Source organism: Paraburkholderia gardini (assembly GCF_907164575.1).
GTDB lineage: Bacteria > Pseudomonadota > Gammaproteobacteria > Burkholderiales > Burkholderiaceae > Paraburkholderia > Paraburkholderia gardini.
On the sequence record NZ_CAJQYY010000007.1, the window covers coordinates 76,656 to 96,695 of the forward strand.

Annotated in this window: 20 protein-coding genes and 1 riboswitch; of the genes, 7 read left to right on the plus strand and 13 right to left on the minus strand. The window is 62.9% G+C overall.

Translation table 11 applies throughout. The features are described 5' to 3' along the window. Positions 1-4: 4 nt before the first annotated feature. From LPA34_RS07525 to LPA34_RS07535, 3 genes are read right to left on the minus strand one after another with little or no spacing between them, the layout of a single operon-like run. A complete protein-coding gene (locus LPA34_RS07525) occupies positions 5-865 on the minus strand; it encodes an ABC transporter permease (protein WP_228976570.1) in 861 nt (286 codons plus the stop codon). Further along, positions 862-1,794, minus strand: a complete 933-nt coding sequence (locus tag LPA34_RS07530; RefSeq protein WP_228976571.1) for an ABC transporter permease — start codon at positions 1,792-1,794, stop codon at positions 862-864. The genes LPA34_RS07525 and LPA34_RS07530 overlap by 4 nt, the downstream gene beginning before the upstream one ends. After that, the gene (locus LPA34_RS07535; RefSeq protein WP_228976575.1) at positions 1,791-2,879 is read right to left on the minus strand and encodes an ABC transporter substrate-binding protein; all 1,089 of its coding nucleotides are present in this window, start codon (positions 2,877-2,879) and stop codon (positions 1,791-1,793) included. Before LPA34_RS07535 ends, LPA34_RS07530 begins: the two co-directional genes overlap by 4 nt. 525 nt (positions 2,880-3,404) lie before the next feature. Between LPA34_RS07535 and LPA34_RS07540 the strand changes: the two genes are divergently transcribed. Next, positions 3,405-4,289, plus strand: a complete 885-nt coding sequence (locus tag LPA34_RS07540; RefSeq protein WP_228976577.1) for a LysR substrate-binding domain-containing protein — start codon at positions 3,405-3,407, stop codon at positions 4,287-4,289. A 45-nt stretch (positions 4,290-4,334) separates the two neighbouring features. Here the strand turns inward: LPA34_RS07540 and LPA34_RS07545 are convergent, their stop codons facing one another. Then, the gene (locus LPA34_RS07545) at positions 4,335-5,414 is read right to left on the minus strand and encodes a calcium:cation antiporter (RefSeq protein WP_228976580.1); all 1,080 of its coding nucleotides are present in this window, start codon (positions 5,412-5,414) and stop codon (positions 4,335-4,337) included. A gap of 123 nt (positions 5,415-5,537) precedes the next feature. Between LPA34_RS07545 and LPA34_RS07550 the strand changes: the two genes are divergently transcribed. Next, the gene (locus LPA34_RS07550; protein ID WP_228976581.1) at positions 5,538-6,692 is read left to right on the plus strand and encodes an acyl-CoA dehydrogenase family protein; all 1,155 of its coding nucleotides are present in this window, start codon (positions 5,538-5,540) and stop codon (positions 6,690-6,692) included. A 141-nt stretch (positions 6,693-6,833) separates the two neighbouring features. Here LPA34_RS07550 and LPA34_RS07555 read toward each other — a convergent pair whose 3' ends face one another. Next, positions 6,834-7,199: a BON domain-containing protein gene (locus LPA34_RS07555; RefSeq protein WP_228976583.1), complete on the minus strand. Its 366-nt coding sequence runs from the start codon at positions 7,197-7,199 to the stop codon at positions 6,834-6,836. 238 nt (positions 7,200-7,437) lie between these two features. On the opposite strand from LPA34_RS07555, the gene LPA34_RS07560 reads away from it, so the two are divergent. Next, on the plus strand, positions 7,438-8,091 hold the full coding sequence (locus tag LPA34_RS07560) for a DNA-3-methyladenine glycosylase (RefSeq protein ID WP_411178866.1): 654 nt from the start codon (positions 7,438-7,440) through the stop codon (positions 8,089-8,091). Positions 8,092-8,314: 223 nt separating this feature from the next. Then, a complete protein-coding gene (locus LPA34_RS07565; RefSeq protein WP_228976585.1) occupies positions 8,315-8,644 on the plus strand; it encodes a DUF4148 domain-containing protein in 330 nt (109 codons plus the stop codon). Positions 8,645-8,866: 222 nt separating this feature from the next. On the opposite strand, the gene LPA34_RS07570 is transcribed toward LPA34_RS07565, so the two are convergent. Next, positions 8,867-9,310 carry a CBS domain-containing protein gene (locus tag LPA34_RS07570; protein ID WP_228976587.1) on the minus strand — a complete coding sequence of 148 codons (444 nt, stop codon included), beginning with the start codon at positions 9,308-9,310 and terminating at the stop codon, positions 8,867-8,869. A 273-nt stretch (positions 9,311-9,583) separates the two neighbouring features. On the opposite strand from LPA34_RS07570, the gene ribA reads away from it, so the two are divergent. Continuing rightward, entirely contained in the window at positions 9,584-10,231 is a 648-nt protein-coding gene (ribA, locus tag LPA34_RS07575) for a GTP cyclohydrolase II (protein WP_228976589.1), read from the plus strand. 126 nt (positions 10,232-10,357) lie between these two features. Here the strand turns inward: ribA and LPA34_RS07580 are convergent, their stop codons facing one another. Then, positions 10,358-11,251, minus strand: coding sequence for an NmrA family NAD(P)-binding protein (locus tag LPA34_RS07580; RefSeq protein WP_228976590.1), 894 nt, complete (start codon positions 11,249-11,251; stop codon positions 10,358-10,360). Positions 11,252-11,448: 197 nt separating this feature from the next. Between LPA34_RS07580 and LPA34_RS07585 the strand changes: the two genes are divergently transcribed. After that, positions 11,449-12,321 (plus strand): AraC family transcriptional regulator, encoded by an 873-nt coding sequence (locus LPA34_RS07585; RefSeq protein WP_228976593.1) that lies wholly within the window; start codon positions 11,449-11,451, stop codon positions 12,319-12,321. Positions 12,322-12,362: 41 nt separating this feature from the next. Here LPA34_RS07585 and LPA34_RS07590 read toward each other — a convergent pair whose 3' ends face one another. Then, on the minus strand, positions 12,363-14,846 hold the full coding sequence (locus tag LPA34_RS07590; protein WP_228976594.1) for a GcvT family protein: 2,484 nt from the start codon (positions 14,844-14,846) through the stop codon (positions 12,363-12,365). A 217-nt stretch (positions 14,847-15,063) separates the two neighbouring features. On the opposite strand from LPA34_RS07590, the gene LPA34_RS07595 reads away from it, so the two are divergent. Continuing rightward, positions 15,064-15,858: a DeoR/GlpR family DNA-binding transcription regulator gene (locus LPA34_RS07595; protein ID WP_228976596.1), complete on the plus strand. Its 795-nt coding sequence runs from the start codon at positions 15,064-15,066 to the stop codon at positions 15,856-15,858. A 3-nt stretch (positions 15,859-15,861) separates the two neighbouring features. Here LPA34_RS07595 and bluB read toward each other — a convergent pair whose 3' ends face one another. From bluB to cobA, 5 genes are read right to left on the minus strand one after another with little or no spacing between them, the layout of a single operon-like run. Further along, the gene (gene bluB, locus LPA34_RS07600; protein ID WP_228976597.1) at positions 15,862-16,557 is read right to left on the minus strand and encodes a 5,6-dimethylbenzimidazole synthase; all 696 of its coding nucleotides are present in this window, start codon (positions 16,555-16,557) and stop codon (positions 15,862-15,864) included. Further along, complete coding sequence (locus LPA34_RS07605; protein WP_228976598.1) at positions 16,541-17,839, minus strand: cobyrinate a,c-diamide synthase; 1,299 nt, start codon at positions 17,837-17,839, stop codon at positions 16,541-16,543. Before LPA34_RS07605 ends, bluB begins: the two co-directional genes overlap by 17 nt. A gap of 3 nt (positions 17,840-17,842) precedes the next feature. Further along, the gene (gene cobO, locus LPA34_RS07610) at positions 17,843-18,445 is read right to left on the minus strand and encodes a cob(I)yrinic acid a,c-diamide adenosyltransferase (RefSeq protein ID WP_228976599.1); all 603 of its coding nucleotides are present in this window, start codon (positions 18,443-18,445) and stop codon (positions 17,843-17,845) included. A gap of 24 nt (positions 18,446-18,469) precedes the next feature. Continuing rightward, on the minus strand, positions 18,470-18,847 hold the full coding sequence (locus LPA34_RS07615) for a cobalamin biosynthesis protein (RefSeq protein WP_228976600.1): 378 nt from the start codon (positions 18,845-18,847) through the stop codon (positions 18,470-18,472). Continuing rightward, positions 18,844-19,584, minus strand: coding sequence for a uroporphyrinogen-III C-methyltransferase (gene cobA, locus LPA34_RS07620; RefSeq protein WP_228976602.1), 741 nt, complete (start codon positions 19,582-19,584; stop codon positions 18,844-18,846). Before cobA ends, LPA34_RS07615 begins: the two co-directional genes overlap by 4 nt. A gap of 155 nt (positions 19,585-19,739) precedes the next feature. Continuing rightward, positions 19,740-19,966, minus strand: a riboswitch (cobalamin riboswitch). Positions 19,967-20,040: the final 74 nt, after the last annotated feature.

Below are 20,040 nucleotides of genomic sequence, written 5' to 3' on the forward strand. Positions count from 1 at the left end.
CAAGTTAGAGCGCGACACCTTCGTCGCCGACCAGTTTTTCCAGCGCCCAGATCAGTACGAAATCGATCGCGACGATGAACACCGCGAACGAAAACACGGTGGGATCGAGCGACGACACGGTGCGGCTGTAGAGCCACACCGGCAGTGTCATCGTGTTGATGCCGTAGAGGAAAAACGTCACGGTGAATTCATTGAACGAGATGATGAACGCGAACAGCATGCCGGCGAGAATGCCCGGCTTCATCAATGGCAGCACGACGTCGATCAGCGCGCGTCGCGGGCTCGCGCCGAGCACGCAGGCCGCTTCCTCGAATTCCAGGCCGATCGTCGCCACCGATGCCGCGCAGTTCTTCACCGTGAACGGCAGCGCGAGAATCACGTGCGCGATGATGAGCCTGAACACGCCGAGTTCGACCGGCAGCGCGTTGAATACCAGCAGCAACGAAAGCCCGAGCATCACGAGCGGATAGACGAGCGGCAACGCGACCAGTTGCTCGACCGCCGGTTTGCCGCGAAAGCGGTAACGCGACAGCGCGTAGGCGGCGGGCACGGACACCAGCGTCGCGATGATCATGGTCGAGATCGCGACGATCAGGCTCGTGGAGAGCGCGCTGCCCATCGAGAGCACGTCGCTTGCATCGGGCGAGACGAACGTGTGCCAGGCCGCGCGATACCACTGCAGACTGTATGCGTGCGGCGGAAAATCGAGCGTGTCCGATGCGCTGAACGACATCGTGATCATCGTGAGGATCGGCAGCGCGGCGAGAAACAGCACGATCGCGGCGAGCAGGCTCGACATCTTGCCGAGACGGCCGGGCATCGTCGAGGGCAGGCGGAACGTGCGCGAACGGGCGACGGTGCTCATGCTTTCGGCTCCACTTCGAGACGTTGCGTGCGGTGCACGAGGCGCTGCGAGATCGCCATCACGACAAGCGTCGCGACCATCAGCACGATGCCCGATGCAGAGGCCGCCGGCCAGTTCAGGAGCGGCGCGACCTGATCGTGGACCAGCACGGCGAGCATCGGCACGCGGCGGCCGCCGAGCAGCAGCGGCACGGCAAACGCGCTGGCGTTGTAGGCGAATACGAGCAGCGCGCCCGATACAAGACCGGGCATCGCGAGCGGCAACATCACATGACGCAGCGTTTGCATGCGTGTCGCGCCGAGCGTGGCGGCGGCTTCCTCGTAAGAGCGCGACACCGCGCGCATCGCGCTCGAAAGCGGCAGCACGGCGAGCGGGAACGCGGTCTGGATCAGCCCGAGCAGCACGCCGTGCTCGCGATAGAGCCACTGCACGGGGCGATCGACGAGACCGCTCGCGATCAAGGCGTGATTGAGCAGGCCGGCTGGCCCGAGGATCACGAGCCAGCCATATCCCTGCAGCAGGAGATTCACGAGCAGCGGCAACAGCACGCCCGCCAGCAGCAGGCGACGCGCCAGCCGCGATTCGGTGCGCGCCATCGCCAGCGCGACCGGGATCGCCAGCAGCACGGCGCACACCATGCTCTGGAACGCGAGCCGCAAGGTCAGCCACAACGATTTCATGAAGTAGCTGTCGGCGAGGTCCGCGTAGTTCTGCAGCGTGAAGCCGTGCCATTCGTGACCGGACGTGCCGAAGCTCATCCGCAGCACGACGAGCGCCGCGGCCGCCAGTACCGCGAGAAACGCGAGGATCGGCGCGAGCAGGATCCACGGACGGGCCCGCGCGAGCAGACCGTCCGACGTGCCCGCTCCCGGTTCATCCGGTGCACCGGAGCTGGCGCGCGGCGACGAAAGCGCGGGCATCGTGGTCATGCCGCGAAGATTTCGGTGTAGCGCTTGATCCACGCGGGTTGCACGCTGGCGAGCGCCTTGTCGTCGTGCAGGATGGCTTTTTCGGCGATCTGCTGCGGGCTCGGCACGAACGCACGGCTCTCCGCGGGAATCTGCGCTTTCGAATTCACCGGGCCGTTCAGCACGTCGGCCGCCATGCGACCTTGCACGCCGGCGTCGATCGAATGGTTGATGAACGCGTGGATCAGATCGATGTTGCCCGGGTGCGCCTTCGGAATCACCGTGAACATCAGCTGCGTCGCGAAGCCTTCCTTCATGCCATAGGTGATGCCCATCTTGTACTCGGGCTTGCGGATCTGCGCCGGAAAAAAGGCCGGCGAATAGATGCCGCCGATATCGAGCGAACCGGTGCGGAACAGGTCGGCGACCTGGTTCGGATTTTCGCCGAGCGTCATCACGCGGTCTTTCAGCAGCGCGAGCTTCCTGAAGCCCGGCTCGATGTTCTGCTGCGAGCCGCCCGCGAGCTTCGCAGAGATGATCGCGAGATCGACCGCTTCGGCCCATTCCGGCGGCGGCAGGAAAATGCGGCCGGCGTACTTCGGGTCCCACAGCGCTTCGTACGATGCCGGCGGCGTCTTGACGGTCGCGGTGTTGTAGATCAGGCCGTCGGACCACAGCAGGTAACCGACGCCAAAGCCATTCGCGCCCGTGCGGTACTGCGCGGGTACGTCCTTGAGATTGGGCAGCTTGTCGAGATCGGGCTTGACGAGCAGACCCGCATCGCCGAGCCCCGAGGCGCCGACGCCTGCCAGCGTGATCACGTCATAGGTCGGACGGTCGCCCGCGGCCTTCGTCTTGGCGACCATGCCGGAGGTGCCGTCGGCGCGGTCGGCGATGACTTTCGCGCCGGTTTTTTCGGTGAACGTGGCCGCGATGTTGCGCATGGCGGCGGCGCCCGTGTCGTCCGACCAGGTCAACAGACGCAGCGTCTGACCGGCGAACTTGCGTTCCTGCGCATTCACGTTGATGAACGGCATCGGCAGCGTGGAGGCAGCGACTGCCGCACCGATCGTCTTGATTACCTGTCGTCTTTTGATGTCATGCATGGCCGTCTCTCCCGTTGTGAACGTTGCAACCCGGCGCAGCCGATGGTGTGGCGCGTTGATGCACTCTAGGTTTGCCAAAATCACGCAACAAACGAAATCTCTGCATGGACGCCATGACGTATTCTCATGCGCTTCGGGGCGGAGCACGCCAGATGGCGGCCTGTGCCGATCGTGCGAAGGCTTGGGGCAGCGCCGTGTGCGGGTTTACGTCCAGCGTGGCAGCGCAGGCTGCGCGGACTGGAGGTATGAGGAAAGGTCTGTCATGGTGCGAAAAACACGCGTGCGGCACTAAAGCGGTGCGTAAGCCGCATGAAGAACGGCGCTCCGGTGTCATCCCCGAACTGTTTTTTCACGGTGCAGCGGCCTGAAGATCGACGTGCCCATGAGACGAACGCATGCGTGCGCGGGCAAACGCCAGTCGTGCAGGTGTTTTGAATGGCGTATCCTGCGGGCGTGACACGCATCCGCGCATTGGATCGATACGCGGGCTGCAATGCATTTTCCTGATAGCTGGGCGCCCCCATCATGCGACGACTTCCCCCTCTTAACGCCCTGCAGATTTTCGAAACGGTCGCGCGGCATCGCAGCTTCACGCGTGCCGCGGATCACCTGTGCCTGACGCAAGGCGCGGTCAGCCGCCAGATTCTCGCGCTGGAAGACTATTACGGCTTTCCACTGTTCAAACGGCATGCAAAGGGTCTTACGCTGACCGCCGAAGGCGAATCGCTGCTGCCTGCCGTCAAGGAGAGCTTCGCGCGGATCGAGGAAATCTCGTTGCGCCTGACGCGTCAACGCACGGATCTGGCGTTGAAGGTGCCGACCTGCGTGATGCGCTGGATGCTGCCGAAGATCATGCAGTTTCAGGCGGAATATCCCGACCTGCACGTGCAGGTCACCACCACGTGGCAGCACGACGTCGATTTCCAGATCGAGCCGTTCGACGCCGCGATCGTCTACGGTTCGTCGCCGGGGGCGGACGTGCAGTCGGTGGCGCTGTTCGAGGAACGCCTGACGCCCGTCTGCGCGCCGGAACTCCTCGACGACAAGCCGCTTGGCAGTGTCGCCGATCTCGCGCGGCACACGCTGCTGCATCCCACGCGCGATCATCGCGACTGGAAGATGTGGCTCGATCACGTCGAGGCCCGCGATATCGATGCGAATCACGGCCCAAGCTTCGATACGCTCGATCTCGCGACGAATGCCGCGCTACAGGGCTTTGGCGTCGCGATCAGCGACCTCGCGCTGATCGACGAGGACGTCGCGGCGAAGCGGCTCGTGCGGCCGTTCGATACCGTGCTGACCACGGGCGCGCGCTATTACTTCGTGTACCCGGACAGCGTCGCGCATCAGCAGAAGCTCAATCTGTTTCGCGAATGGATCGCGGAACACTGGACTGAAACGATCGCCTGAGCGGTTGCGCGGGCCTTGAAAAGCACGTCCGCAAGGCCCGTGCCCTCAAGGCGCGATCGACAGGAACAACCACGCGGCGAACAGCGACAGATGCACCGCGCCTTGGAGGATCGTGGTGCGGCCGGTGCCGAGCGTCAGCGTGCCGACCACGAGCGTCAGGAACAGCAGCACCATGTCCTTGCCGTCGATCCCGAGTTGCAGCGGCTGACCGATATAGAGAAACACGACCGCGACGGTGGGAATCGTCAGGCCGATACTCGCGAGCGCCGAACCGAGCGCGAGATTGAGGCTGGTTTGCAGACGGTCCGCGCGCGCGGCGCGCAACGCGGCGAGCGCTTCCGGCAGCAGCACGAGCGCCGCGATCACGATCCCGACGACGGCCTCTGGCAGGCCCGCATTGGCCACCGCCGTTTCCACCACGGGCGAAAGCAGCTTCGCGAGCAGGACGACCGCGACGAGACACACCACGAGCAGACCGGCGCTCAGCAGGGTCACCCGCGCGCTGGGCGGCCCGACATGGGTGTTTTCATCGGAGACGTCGGCCAGAAAGTAATCGCGATGCCGCACGGTCTGCACGAACACGAATACGCCATACAGCACGAGCGACGACACGCCCGCAAACGCCAGTTGCGAAGGCGTGAGCACGGGCCCGGCGGCGCTGGTGAAATTCGGCATCACCAACGTCAGTACCGAAAGCGATGCCAGCACCGCAAGCGCGGCACTGGCGCCGCGAATCTGGAAATCCTGCTCCCGATGGCGGATGCCGCCTGCAAGCAGGCACATCCCCACGATCCCGTTACAGACGATCATCACCGCGGCAAACACCGTATCGCGTGCAAGGCCGGCTTTCTCGGGGCCCGCGCTCAGCATCACGGAGACGATCAGCGCCACTTCGATCACCGTCACGGCGACGGCGAGCACCAGCGTGCCGAACGGCTCGCCCACGCGATGCGCGACGACTTCCGCATGGTGGACGCCCGCGAAGACCGCACCCGCGAGCGCGGCGCCGACGAGCGCGAGCAGTACGGCATTGCCTGGCAGTAGCGCGGCGGCAGCGAGCACGATCCAGCCGGCGACCGGCACCCACAGTGTCCAGCGTGGCAGCAGCGTCGATGTTGTAGTCATGCGGGGAGTTCCTGTCCAGTATGGGTGTCGACGGGCGGTGGGCGGCCGCGGAGGCAGCCAGCCTGTACGCTAGAATAAAAAAATTATCGAGGCATGATGAAACTGCAATCTTAAGGAGACTTCGTGATCCGCAGTCAGGAAACCTTGAACATGCTGCTCGACAGCATCAGCCGCTTTGTTCGTGAGCGCCTCGTACCCAGCGAGGAGATCGTCGCGGAAACCGACCAGATTCCGGCTGGTCTGCTGCAGGAAATGAAGGATCTCGGTCTCTTTGGCCTGTGTCTGCCCGAAGAGTACGGCGGCCTCGGCCTCACGATGGAAGAGGAAGTGCTTGCCGCGATGGAGCTCGGCAAGACCTCGCCTGCGTTTCGCTCGGCGATCGGCAGCAACAACGGCATCGGCTCAACCGGCATTGTGATCGACGGGACGCCTGCGCAAAAGGAAAAATATCTGCCGCGCCTCGCATCGGGCGAACTGATCGGCTCGTTCTGCCTCACCGAACCGGAAGCGGGCTCGGATGCCGCGTCGCTGCGGACCACCGCCGTGCGCGACGGCGACCATTATGTGCTGAACGGCACCAAGCGCTTCATCACGAATGCGCCCGAAGCCGGGCTCTTTACCGTGATGGCGCGCACGGACCCGGCCGGCAAGGGGGCGGGCGCGATCTCGGCGTTCGTTGTCGAAGCCGGGACGGCGGGGCTGTCGCTTGGCCGGATCGATCGCAAGATGGGCCAGAAGGGTGCGCATACGTGTGACGTGATCTTCGAGAACTGTCGCGTGCCGGCGGAAAACCTCATCGGCGAAAAAGAAGGCGTGGGTTTCAAGACCGCGATGAAGGTGCTCGACAAGGGACGTCTGCATATCGCGGCCGTCGCGACAGGCGCCGCTGAACGCATGCTGGCCGATGCGCTGCGTTATGCGACGGAGCGCCGGCAGTTCGGCAAGGCGATCGTGGAATTCGAATTGATCCAGGCGATGCTCGCCGACAGCAAGGCGGAAATCTACGCGTCGCGTTGCATGATCGTCGACGCCGCGCGCCGGCGCGATGCGGGCGAGAAAGTGACGGCCGAATCATCGTGCGCGAAGATGTTCGCAACGGAAATGTGCGGGCGGGTGGCCGACCGCGCCGTGCAGATTTTCGGCGGCGCGGGTTATATGAGCGAATATGGCATCGAGCGGTTCTATCGCGACGTGCGCCTTTTCCGGATTTATGAAGGCACAACGCAGATTCAGCAAATCGTCATTGCCCGCGAAATGCAGCGAAGTTTTGAAAGCTGAATGATGGCTTTAATCGCTGTTCAACAGCACCGGTTATAAGCCCGCTCTAAAAGCGCGTTATAAAGACGCCGGGAATATGCGAAAAAAACGCCGCCTCTTTCGAGGGCGGCGTCTGGCGGGGATGAATCGGCCCGCTTGCTATTACGTGCCTTCCGGACGAACCGACAGTGCGTTCTTCACGGACGTCACGCCTGCCACGCCCTTGGCGACTTCCGTTGCCTTGTCGCTTTGACCCTGTTCCGGCACGGTGCCTTGCAGCGTGACAGCGCCGTCGCGTGCGCGAACGGTGATGTTGGCGACGCTTACACCCTTGGCCTTCGACAGCGCTGCACGCACCTTTTTCTGGAGCGCGCGGTTAGCTGCCTTGGTCGCCTTGTATTGCTGCTTGGCGCCAGCTGTCGTCGACGTATCGGGAGCGGTGGCGTCGCTTGCCTGGGCATAGGCGCTGATCGATGCCACGACGAGAAGTGCGCTACCTGCCAGTTTGATTGCGTGGATTGCCTTCATGCATTTTCTCCTGTTGTCACAATTTTGCGCGGGTTCCGGGCGGAACCGTTGCCCTACACCACCAAGGTACTTCTGGATTGAGTCGCGATGGAACGGTGTTCTGGTATTGCTTTGTAAATGGCGATAATGCAGACAGAAGCGCTAAAACACCTGCCGGTATGCCTGTTCAGTTGTGCCGGAAGGTAAAGATACCCCAAATGGTGCCATAGTGACTGCCACGCGACCACGAAATGAGGCTTTGACGCAACGTATCACACCGCAACCCGCGCGCATCGTGCCGCTCAGGCGTGATGAACTACCCGTCGACACGATAGAACTCGCGCGCTTCATGGTCGGTAAATACCTCGTTCACGATATACCGGAAGGTCGTATCAGTGGGCGGATAGTCGAAATGGAAGCCTATCCGCTGGGTGATTCGACAAGCCATGCCTTTCAGGGACGTCGCCCCTATAACGGGTCGATGTTCCTCGAGCGGGGCCATGCGTATGTGCGGCTGACATACGGCACAGCGTACATGCTCAATATGTCGAGCGAAACCGTCAATATCGGCGCGGGCGTTTTGCTTCGCGCCGTCGAGCCTGTCGATGGCATCCCGCTCATGGAAGCGAGGCGGCCGCGCGTGCCGCTGCGCGATCTCGCGCGTGGGCCCGGGCGGCTTACGGCGGCGTTCGGCATTGGGCAGTCGTTCGACGGCCGCGATCTGTGCACCGGGCGCGATTTGTGGATCGGCAAGGGTGAAGACGAGGCAGACCCAGCCGTCGCGGCGACGAAACGGATTGGCCTTTCACGCGAAATGCATCGGCCATTGCGTTTTTATATGCCCAATAGCGCATACGTCAGCGGACCGCGCCGACTCCTTTTACTGCCTTCGACGGGCATATCGGGCGTTTGAATCCGGGATTCCCTTCAATCGTTTACGATTCCTGCGATTATTACGGTAAATATCGACTGACAAGGCTTTCAACCAACCTGCATGCCCGTATTCTTGCGAATCTCGCAAGTGTTTATGTCTGAAATAAGGGTTTTCCCTTTGTGCGGTGGTGACTACACTGAATTTAGTCGCTCGACACATCATGTGTTTTGCGCAGGCAAAAACAGCGTTCTGGAGGTGAGTCATGAAATCCCTGATCAAGGTGGTTGTCGTCGCTGCAGTCCTTGCTGCTCCGGTTATTTCGTTTGCCCAGACGAACCAGCCCGTCACCCGCGCTGAGGTGCGTCAGCAATTGATCCAGCTTGAACAGGCGGGCTATGACCCGGCGCGTAGCGATCCACAATATCCGGCCGATATCCAGGCTGCCGAGCAGCGCGTGAATGCGCAGAACATGGCCACGGCGCAGGCGCCGGCCGCCGATACAAGCGGTTACGGTATGGGCACGCACGGCTCTTCGCAATCGGGCGCTTCGGGTATGACGCCGCAACAGCGGAACGTCTACTTCGGCAATTAATCGCTCGCCGTCAGCCGTTACTACATGAACTGACGGCCTGCGTCGCATGCCGGCTTTCGCCCTGGGGCATGCAGATGTCCCAGGGCGAAAGCCGGTGCAACCTGTTTCAGGGAACCTCCGCCGCCATACAGGTGGCTTCGCCCAATCCTCGCGGTTTGGGCGCTTTTTCGTTGCCGCCTGCGCCGTGTGATGCGCGGTGACTGCACTGCAATGCGGACGCCGCTACGCGGGCCGCTCTCCTGTGATGTACAGCTCCAGTTGCTGGATCGTGAACTGCTGCTCCGCGATGATGTTCTTCACCAGATCGCCAATCGACACCATGCCGACGAGTTTTTCCCTGTCGATGACAGGCAGGTGGCGCATGCGGAAGTCGGTCATGATCGCCATGCAGTCGTCGGTGGTCTGTTCGGGCCGCACGAAGCGCACTGCGCGGCTCATGATGTCGCGCACGGGCGTCGCCTTCGACGCGCGATCCATCAGCACGACCTTTCTCGCGTAGTCACGTTCGGTGATGATGCCGGCGATGCTGTCGCCATCCATGACGACCAGTGCGCCGATCTGCCTGTCCGCCATCAGTTTGATCGCGTCGTAGACGGAATCCCCGGTCGTGACCGTGTAGACGGTGTTGTCCGGCTTCGTTTTAAGTACTTGCGCAACGCTTGTCATGGAGCGGCTCCGTATCGCAATGCAGCACGTCGGTGGGTGGCGCGCTGTCGTGTAGACAGGCGATTCCAGTATAGGCGCGCTCTGCCGTTGCGCGCCACGTGCGGTGCTTCATGCTTCAGGCTGAAGCGGGGCGTTCCGTGGGGTTGAACCGGTGCGCGATGCCGAATAGCGGTAAACTCCAGTCCAGTCTTGACCTGGCTTCAACGCCGGGATCGATCTCCGGGTTTTCGTCCCGGCCATGCATCAGATCTGTCCGCACTCTTGTCCAACGCCATGTCCACGCCTTACGTACCGTCCACGAACTGCGCATCCGACGACAGCGAATGCGTCGTGCTCGACGCCACCGCCACACTCCCCACCCGTTATGGCACGTTCACGTCATACGTCTTTCGCGTCGTCGAAAACGGAGCGGAGCATCTCGCGCTGGTGATGGGCGACATCACGACCGGCAAGTCCGTGCTGACGCGTCTGCATTCGGAATGCCTGACGGGCGACGTACTGGGTTCGTATCGCTGCGATTGCGGCGAGCAGCTCGATCAGGCGCTGCGCTATATCGCTGCGGAAGGTTGTGGCGTACTGCTGTATCTGCGCGGTCACGAAGGGCGCGGCATTGGGCTTAGCAACAAGATCCGCGCCTACGCGCTGCAGGAGCAGGGGCGCGACACCGTCGAGGCGAACCTTGATCTGGGCCTGCCCGACGACGCCCGTGAATACGATTCGGCCGCCGCGATCCTGCGTCTCCTGAAGGTCACGTCCGTGCGACTGATGAGCAATAACCCGAAGAAGTTCGACACGCTCACGAAACACGGCATCCCGGTGTGCGAACGCGTGGCGCTCGCCATTCCGACGCGCGAGGAAAACGAGCGTTATATCCGCACGAAGCAGGTCAAGTTCGGACACTACTTCGAAGAAAACGAATAACCGCGTTTGCTGTTCGCGCATGTCGCGGTGCGCGGTGCGCGGTGCCGGTTGTGCCGGTCATGCGCGCCGTGGTCGTTTGTGCCGGTCACGTCAGGTTAGTAGCGTCTCCTGAGTGTTTGCACCGTTTCATTGAGCGTCCAGCACGGCCTGTCTGACGAGCGGCGCGAGTACGTCCGCGAGTGCGGTCGTACCGAAACGGCGCCCGGTGACATTGGCTTCGATATCGATGTGCCCCGCGTTGTGCGCATCGTAAAGATCCACGATGAGGTTTGCGTGCTTCGCGCTTAAGCCGCCCCTGGTGAGCACCGAAAACCATTGATTGCGTGGCAATTCACGCGCGACGATCTCACGCCCCGCTTCCTGCTGGATCACGCGCGCGACGTCCATCGGCGAGACGCGCACCATCGCTTCAATGCTGACGATACGGGTTGCGGTGACCGGTGGTCCTTCGCGCAACAACGTCGCGGCCAGCGCGCCGACATCCTGCGCGGCGACGCTCGGGAAGCGTTTCGTGAGCGGATGATGCAGGCCTGGCAGCATGCCGGTGGCGAGCGCGACGGGTATCGCGCGGCTCCAGTTCTGCATGTGTTCGGCTGAGCGAAGCAGCGTCAGACGCGGCACACTCGCGCTGAGCTGCCGTTCAAGATAATGGAAGAGCCGCGTAATGCCGGTATTCATGTCGAGCTCGGCGCCGTAATCGGAGATCGCGAGCACATGTTGCGGCGGGTTGGCGCGCAACGCCTGAGCGGCGACATCGATCATGGTGTGCATTGCATGTTCAGGGTCTGCGTGACCGGACGGCACCGGGCAGATCATCTGCACGGCCTGTGCGCCTTCAATGGCCTTTGTGACCGAGGCCAGATCCATGAGGTCCGCGAACGCGATCTCACACCCGGTCGCCTTCAATTCTTTTGCCTGGTCCGCACGCCTGACGACAGCGCGTACCGGAAGGCCGGCTTCGCGAAGCCGGGTAGCGGTGAGACGGCCTGCATGTCCTGTTGCGCCGAAAATGACAAACACGTGGCACTCCTCGTCGATGAATGAATGGCGTGAGTCCATCATGGGCGAGCGGTGCAACCAGGATGCACATACACGGACCGGTTTGAGCAGATCCGGATGATTTTTTTCGACGAACCGCACGACAATGAACGCCTGCAGAATCGCCCGAATGGCATCACAATGGGCGCACCCAATGCCCCCTGTCAGAAGGAAACGTCATGAACACCGCGCGCCCTTTGCCTGTCCCGCCAGCCGGAAGAACAGTCAGCCCGCGTTCGAGCGCATCGCCCGGCTGGCGAGGTTTCGGCGCGGCGGTGGTGGGTGTTGCGGCGGGGGCGCATCGCATTCCGGGCACGCCGTATCACCGCATTGGCGTGCATGTCGGCGCACCGGTGAGAGCGCGCTGCCGGTGCGACGGTCGCCGCGTGTCGCGGATCCAGGCGCACGGCGATATGGACGTCATCCCCGCGGGGCTCGACGGCGAATGGACGGACGACGGCGACTGCACGATCCTGCGCATCTGGATTGACGACACCTTTGCGCGCACGACGATGGAGCAACTCGACGCGAGCCCTTCGCGTACAACATTGCGCGCGCAATTCCAGCTACGCGATCCGCGCCTGCAACATCTTTCGTGGGCATTGCGGGCAGAACTCGAGGCCGAGGAAGCATCGGATGCGCTGTATGCGGAAAGCCTGTGCACGGCGCTGATCGTCAGGCTGACGGCGGGCGTTCCAGAGCGGGACGACCGTCGACGCGCGCTCGCGCCGATCATGGCGACACGGGTCATCGACTACGTCGAGGCCAACCTCGACCAGCCGCTCACGCTAACGGAACTCGCTGCCGTCGCTGGCCTGAGCGTGCCGCATTTCAAGGCGTTGTTCAGGGAGACGCTCGGCACGCCGGTGCATCGGTATGTGATCCAGCGCAGGGTCGAGCGGGCGAGAGCGTTGCTGCTGGAGGGACGGCTGAGCGTCACGCAGATCGCGCTGGAGACCGGTTTTGCCCATCAGAGTCATATGGCGCATTGGGTCAACCGGCTACTGGGTGCGGCACCGCGTGACATTGCAGGAGCGGGGCGGCGCGGATAGCGCTGTGGGGCCAGTTGCGCCGCTCCACACACCACACCCGATCAGGCTTTGATCCTTAGCGACTTCGGATCGTAAGGCGCCTTGACGTGCAGCGTTGCCGGCAACGTGTCTCCTGCAACATCCACGACGAACCGGCCGTCTGCCAGGAACGCCTCATCGATAGTGCCCGCGGCGTTCGACACGTATCCCATCGCAACCGGGCATCCGAACGTGTGCCCGAAGGCGGCGGACGAGACGAATCCCACCACCACGCCGTCGCGCAGAATTGCTTCACCACCCCATAGCATCCGGTCGCTGGCGCCGTCGACGGTGAGTACGACCATGCGTCGCCGCAAAGGCGCTGCCTTCAGTTTCAGCAACGCATCGCGCCCACGAAAAGCGACGTCGCCAGAAAGCTTGCAGGCAAACCCGAGGCCCGCCTCGAACGGATTCGAGTCCGGTGTCAACTCACGTCCCCACGCGCGATAGCCCTTTTCGATCCGCAGCGAATCGATCGCGTAGTACCCCGCGTTCACGAGCCCGAATTCCTTGCCCGCTGCATGCAACGTCTCATATACGCCCACGGCAAATTCGACGGGTACATACAGCTCCCATCCCAGTTCGCCGACATAGGTCAACCGCGTCGCCCGCACAGTCGCATAGCCGATATCGACTTCCCGGCTTTGCCCGAAGGCGAACGCCTCGTTGCTGAAGTCTGCTCTTGAGACGCGTTGCAAGAGCGCACGCGAACGCGGCCCCATCACCGCGAGCACCGCATACTGGCCGGTGACATCGACGAGCGTGCAATAGCTGTCCTGTGGAATCAGCTTTTCGATCGTGTCGAAATCGCGCGTGGTCTGCGCGGAACCGGTGACGATCAGATACTGGTCATCGGCAAGCCGCGTGAGCGTGAAATCCGATTCGTACGTGCCGCGCTCGTTGAGCATGCCGGTATAGACCGTCGTGCCGGGCGGCACCGCGACATCGTTGGCGACGATGCCTTGCAGCACCGCTTCGGCATCGCGTCCCTTTACCAGGAATTTGGAGAACGACGTCATGTCGAAGAGCGCCACGGCCTCGCGGCACGCGCGATGTTCCGCGCCGCTCCACGCGAGCCAGTTCTGCTGGCCGAACGCATAGTCGATATGCGCTTCTGCCGGCGAGGGCGCAAAGAAATTCGCGCGCTCCCAACCCATCTTGCTGCCGAAACACGCCCCGTCTTCCTTGAGCAGCGCGTAAAGCGGCGAGCGGCGAAACGGCCGCGCGCTGTCGAGTTCGCGATTCGGCCACGGCATCGCGTAATGCAGCCCTAGCGTTTCCTTGACCCGGTCGTGCAGCCACGTGTCGTTGCCGTTAAAGCGCGCGAAGCGGCGAATGTCGACAGGCCACAGGTCCATCGTCGGTTCGCCCGCGACGATCCATTCCGCGAGCGCCATCCCCGCGCCGCCCGCCGATGCGATGCCCATCGAATTGAACCCGGCGCCGACGAAAAAGCGTTTCAGTTCGGGCGCCTCGCCCAGCATGAAGTTGTTGTCCGGCGTGAACGATTCTGGTCCGTTATAGAACTGCCTGACCTGCGCGGTTTCTAGCGCGGGCACGCGTTGCAGCGCGTTTTCCATCAGGATCTGGAACTGATCCCAGTCGTCGGGGAGCAACTGGAACTCGAAGTTTTCCGGAATGCCGTTCATGCCCCACGGTTTCGCGTCCGGTTCGAATCCGCCCATGACGAGACCGCCGACTTCCTCCTTGAAATAGATAAAGCCGTCAGGGTCGCGCATGACCGGCAGATCCGGATGCACGCCTGCGATCCGTTCAGTGACGATGTAGTAATGTTCGGCCGAATGCAGCGGCACCGTCACGCCGCACAGACGGCCGATTGCCTTTGCCCACTGTCCCGCGCAATTGACGATGACTTCCGCTTCGATCGTGCCCGTCTCGCCATCCTTGTTTTGCCACGTGAGGCCGCACGCTTCGCGGCCGCCCGAAGCGGAGGGCCGCGTGTGAATCGCGCTCACCCGTGTGTTTTCGACGATGCGCGCGCCGCCGGTTCGCGCGCCGCGCGCGAGCGCCTGGGTGAGATCGGTCGGATTCGCCTTGCCGTCGCCGGGCAGCCAGACCGCGCCGAGCAGATCGTCGGTGCGCATCACCGGCCACAGTTCGCCCGCTTCTTTCGGGCCGATCACGTCACAGGCGACACCGTACGCACGGGCAACCGCAGCCGTGCGTTTCAGTTGCGTCATGCGCTCGGCCGTACGCGCGACCGACAGCGATCCACATTGTTTCCAGCCGGTGCCAAGCCCCGTTTCAGCCTCGAGCCGGGCGTACAGCGCGGTCGAATAGCGGATCAGCTTCGTCATGCTTTCCTGCGCGCGCAGCTGGCCGACAAGGCCGGCCGCATGCCACGTCGTGCCGCATGACAACTGACCCTGTTCGAGCAGCACGACGTCGGTCCAGCCGAGCTTTGTCAGGTGATACGCGACCGAGCAGCCCACGATGCCGCCGCCGACGATTACCACACGCGCATGCTGGGGAAGAGTGGCTGTCATGGTTTTATTCCGTGAATGTGTGTGGATATATGTGGATATTGATGGAAGTATATCGCAGAAAGATGACAGTAAATTCAACGTTTACATCGATATCTATACAAAGATGGGCGTTAAATGGTGCATGAAATGTTTATTCATGTGGAAATTTGATGAGTTTGGCTTCCGGGCAGCCAATGCCTTTGTTAGACTGCGGTCTCCGAGACCTGATGGCACGCCTATGTTTCCCACCCAGCGCCAGGCTGAAATCATGCGCATCGTGCGCTCGCAGCAGACCTGCACGATTACCGCACTGGCGAGGCTTTTCGACGTATCCGACGAAACCATTCGCCGCACGGTCAAACCGATGATCAGCGACGGACTGCTCGTCAAGGTTCACGGCGGCATCATGCTGCCGGGGCACGTCGACGAGCCGCCGTTCCAGCGCCGCATGCTGGAAAGTCGCGAGGGCAAGCAGATCATCGCGGCGCGCATCGGCGAACTGGTCGAGGACGGCGATTCGCTGATTCTCGACAGCGGCAGTACCTGCGTTCACATCGCACAGGCGTTATGTGCGCATTCGCGGCTCACGGTGGTGACGAATTCCGCGGAAATCGCGCGCACGCTCGCGCCGCGCAACGAAAACCGTGTCTTCATGACGGGTGGGGAATTGCGTCCGGATGACGCCTCCGCGTTCGGCGAGAACGTGCTGACGTTCATGCGTCAGTTCCATGTGCGCTACGCGATCGTCTCGGTGACGGCGATCGACAATCACGGGCACTTCATGGATTCGCTACCGTGGGACGCGGCGTTCGCACAGGCTGCATTCGCGCAGGCGGAGCAGCGCGTCGTGGCAGCTGATCACACGAAATTCGGCCATAGCGCGCTGGTGCGGGCATTCAGTCCGGAAGAAGTCGATCTGCTGGTGACCGATGCGGCGTTGCCGCCAGAGTCCGCCGAGGCATTTTCGTCGGCCGGGTTGAAGGTGAGGGTGGGTGCGCCGCGTGCAAGTGTCGCGCCAGCGATAACCGCGTGAGGCTTAGGCGTCTTTAGCGGCGCTGGCGTTCACGTTCACGCTATCGCCAGGTGCGCTTTCTTCGGGCCAGCAATTTTCAAAGACACACGCTTCTAGCGGCATCCGCGATGCCCAGCGTTCGGTTTCGAGCATCGGCTGATCGTAAAACGCATCGACGTGCCCAAGACACAGAATGCCCACCGGCCGCGCGCCGGCTGGCATACGTAGCAGCGTGCGCACTTCGTCGACGTCGAAGAGCGATACCCATCCCATCCCGAGGCCTTCCGCGCGGGCCGCGAGCCACATGTTCTGGATGGCGCACGCAACGGACGCAAGGTCCATTTCCGGCAGCGTACGTCGACCGAAAATGTGTTTCTCCCGATCGTCCATGAGCGCCATGACCAGCAGTTCGCCGCACTCGAGCATGCCTTCCACTTTCAGCTTCATGAACTCGTCGCGACGCTTGCCGAGCGCATCGGCGGTGTTCAGCCGCTCGCGTTCGACAACGGCGTGCAGTGCGGCGCGAAGCGAGGCGTCGGTGATGCGGGCAATGCGCCACGGCTGCATGAAACCGACGCTTGGCGCGTGATGGGCGGCGTCCAGCAAACGCTTCAATACGGCCGGATCGACCGGCTCGCTGACGAAGTGCCGCATGTCGCGTCGCTCGTGAATGGCGCGGTAGACGGCCGCGCGGTCCGGATCGCTAAAACGCTTCGCCATGAAAGAGTGCAGCCGTGAAAGCCGGATTGGAGGGCCAGTAACTGTGCATGTACGTCGCGACGATGTTGCCGGCCCGGAACACCGCTTCGCCCGGTGCCGTCGATTGCGCGCGCACGGCTTTTGTCAGCGGCGTCATCGTCGTCTCCAGGCGTGAGTAGTGAAACGTGTGCCCACGCATCGCGCCGCGCGTACCGGTGATCTGCTGCATGCCAAGCGACGCGAGACGGGACTGCATCGTCGCATCGCCGGGTAGCAGGCCGAGCATCGGTGTGCGTGTACCGCTGACATCAGTGAGCGTATCCAGCAGATACAGCATGCCGCCGCATTCGGCAATCAGTGTTTTGCCGGCCCGCGCGTGGGCGTGAATCGACGCCGCGCTGACCGTATTGCGCGAAAGCGTCGGTGCATGCAGTTCCGGATAACCGCCGGGCAACCAGAGCGCGTCGGCGGCCGCGGGTACGGGTTCGTCTGCGAGCGGCGAAAAATATGTGACGCTCGCGCCGAGCTTCTCGAGAAGCGTGACGTTGGCCGGATAAATAAATGAAAACGCCGCGTCGCGCGCAATGGCGATCCGCATGCCATCGAGCAGACGCGGCATCGTTTCGCGTGATGCCGTGCCAAAATCCACCGGCGCCGGCAGACCGGCGAGCGGCGTGCCGGCGAGCGCATCGGCTGCGCGGTCGATGCGCGCGTCGAGGTCGGCGATTTCGTCGGCCTGATGGAGGCCGAGATGGCGGTCCGGCAACTCGATGTCGCTCGCGCTCGCGATATGTCCCATCCAGCGCAAACCGTCGGGCAACGCTTCTTCAAGCATCTGTGCGTGCCGCGTCGAACCGACGCGGTTCGCGAACACGCCCTGAAACGGCACGTGCGGCCGAAAATGCGCAAGGCCGAACGCGACCGCGCCGAACGTCTGCGCCATGGCTTTCGCCGAAATCACGCCGACCACCGGCACGTTGAACGTCGTCGCCAGATCGGCGCTGGATGGCGTGCCGTCGAAAAGACCCATTACGCCTTCGATCAGGATCAGGTCGGCGTCTTCCGCCGCTTCCGCCAGCAACACGCGACACGCATGTTCGCCGACCATCCACAGATCGAGCGACTGCACCGGCGCGCCGCTCGCCCGCGCGAGAATCATCGGATCGAGAAAATCGGGCCCCGTCTTGAAGACGCGTACGCGTCGCCCCAGCTGCGCGTGATGGCGCGCCAGACCGGCGGTAATCGTGGTCTTGCCCTGACCCGAGGCCGGCGCGCTAATGAAGAGGGCGGGGCACGCGGACATCGTTCAGAATTCCACGCCGCGTTGCGCCTTCACACCCTGCTCGCGATACGGATGCTTGACGATCCGCATTTCGGTGACGAGGTCGGCCGCTTCGATCAGCGCATCGGGCGCGTGACGGCCGGTCACGACAACATGCACCATGTCCGGCCGTGCCGTCAGCACTTCAAGCACTTCGTCGAGCGGAAGATAGTCGTACTTCAGCACGGTATTCAGCTCATCGAGAATCACCATCTGATAATCGCCGCTTTCGATCATGCGGCGTGCTTCGGTCCAGCCCTTGCGGGCCGTCGCGATGTCCTTGTCGCGGTCCTGCGTATTCCACGTGTAACCGTCGCCCATCGTGATGAACTCGCAATGCGCCTGCGCGCCGAGGAAGTCGCGCTCGGACGTGTGAAGCGCGCCCTTGATGAACTGCACTACACCGAGTTTCATGCCGTGTCCGAGCACGCGCACGGCCATGCCGAACGCGGCGGTGGTCTTGCCTTTGCCGGTGCCCGTGTTGACGATCAGCAGGCCTTTTTCGACCGTCGCCGAAGCCTGTTTCTTTTCGTGGCCCTCGCGACGGCGTTGCGTCATGCGTTGATGCGATTCGGGATCTGTCTTCATGGCGTGTCCTGTTTTTCGTAATGTTCAGGGTGCGCTGGCGATGGCAATCGTCACGCCATCGAGCACGGTTTTGGGGACGATCAGCGTGGCGCCGGGCAACGCAAGCAGTGCGCACGGTTCGCATACGCCGTCGACGCCAAGTTTCGCGCGTACCGCACTGGACGGCGTGGGCAGTTCGCCGAACGCGTCGATCTGTCCGGCGGTGAACGTGTGCAACGGGAGCGCGTGGTGAGCACAGAATCCAGCGATGCCGGGCTCGTGCGCTTTCGATTCGATCGTGGCGACGGCGATGACTTCGTCGAGAGAACGGGCCGCCAGCGCGAGCGCCGCGCGCACGGCGGATTCGATCTGCCGGGCGGACGCGTTGCGTCTGCAACCGATGCCGACTGTCAGCGTTTTCATACGGTGTCGCCATGCGGAATGGGCGACTCGCCGAGCGTCGCGACGTCGCCGATTACGACGATCGCAGGCGAGCCGAGTCCCGCCGCCGCGACGTGGGCCGCGAGCGTATTGAGCGTCGAGCGAACGTGCCGCTGTTCGGGTCGTGTCGCGGATTCGATGGCGGCGCACGGTGTTTCCGCGGGCATGCCAGCCCGCAAAAGCGCGGCCTCGATCTCGTTCAGCCGACGCATGCCCATATAAATAACCAGCGTCATGCGCGTGGCGACGAGTGCGCGCCAGTCGGGTTCACCGTTGCCCGCGCCGTGTCCGGTGACGAACACCACGCCCTGCGCGTGATCGCGATGAGTCACCGGGATGCCGATCGCGGCCGGCGCGGCGATACCTGCCGTGATGCCGTTGATGATTTCGACGTGAACGCCAACCGCGGCGAGCGCCTGCTGTTCCTCGCCGCCGCGCCCGAACACGAACGGATCGCCACCCTTTAACCGGGCGACACTACGTCCAGCGCGCAAATGGGTGAGCATCGCCTCGACAATGCCGGCCTGCGACGTGGACGGTTGCCCACCGCGTTTGCCGACGTAGACGATTTGCGCATCCTTGCGCGCGAATTGCAGCACATCGGGGTTCACGAGATCGTCGACAAGCACGACGTCAGCTTCGCCGAGTGCGCGCGTCGCCTTGAGCGTCATGAGTTCGACGTCGCCGGGGCCCGCGCCGATCAACCAGGCGCGGCTCATCGTGTGCAGCACGGCACGGGCCGCGTGGTGCAGTCAGGGAAGGAAAGCGGGGAAGTCGCCGTCATGACGGCTTCAGGGAATCGATGAATCATGCGTTGCCACACGTCAGGCGCCTCATTCCGTCCCCCGCGGACCGGGCGTTCGGCGATCGCAGCGGTCGCCCCTCGCGTCTGGCCGGTATCCGGGCTGACGACCACATGCCATTCGCCTTCCCACCAGCACGACGCAGGCAGTGGCGTTGAATGACATGCGCGGACGAATGATCCGCGGGTCGTGTACCGTTGCGGGGACAGCACAGGCCAGCCGCGTCACCTTGCTTCCTGTTTCCCGTTTAACTGCACATGCGAATGCATGTGCGGGCACCAAACGCGCGCATACGATATCACAGGCGAGCGCGAAAAAAACTTGCAGAAAGCGCTTGGGATCACGGTCGTACGCATAGTCCTTTTCTTGACG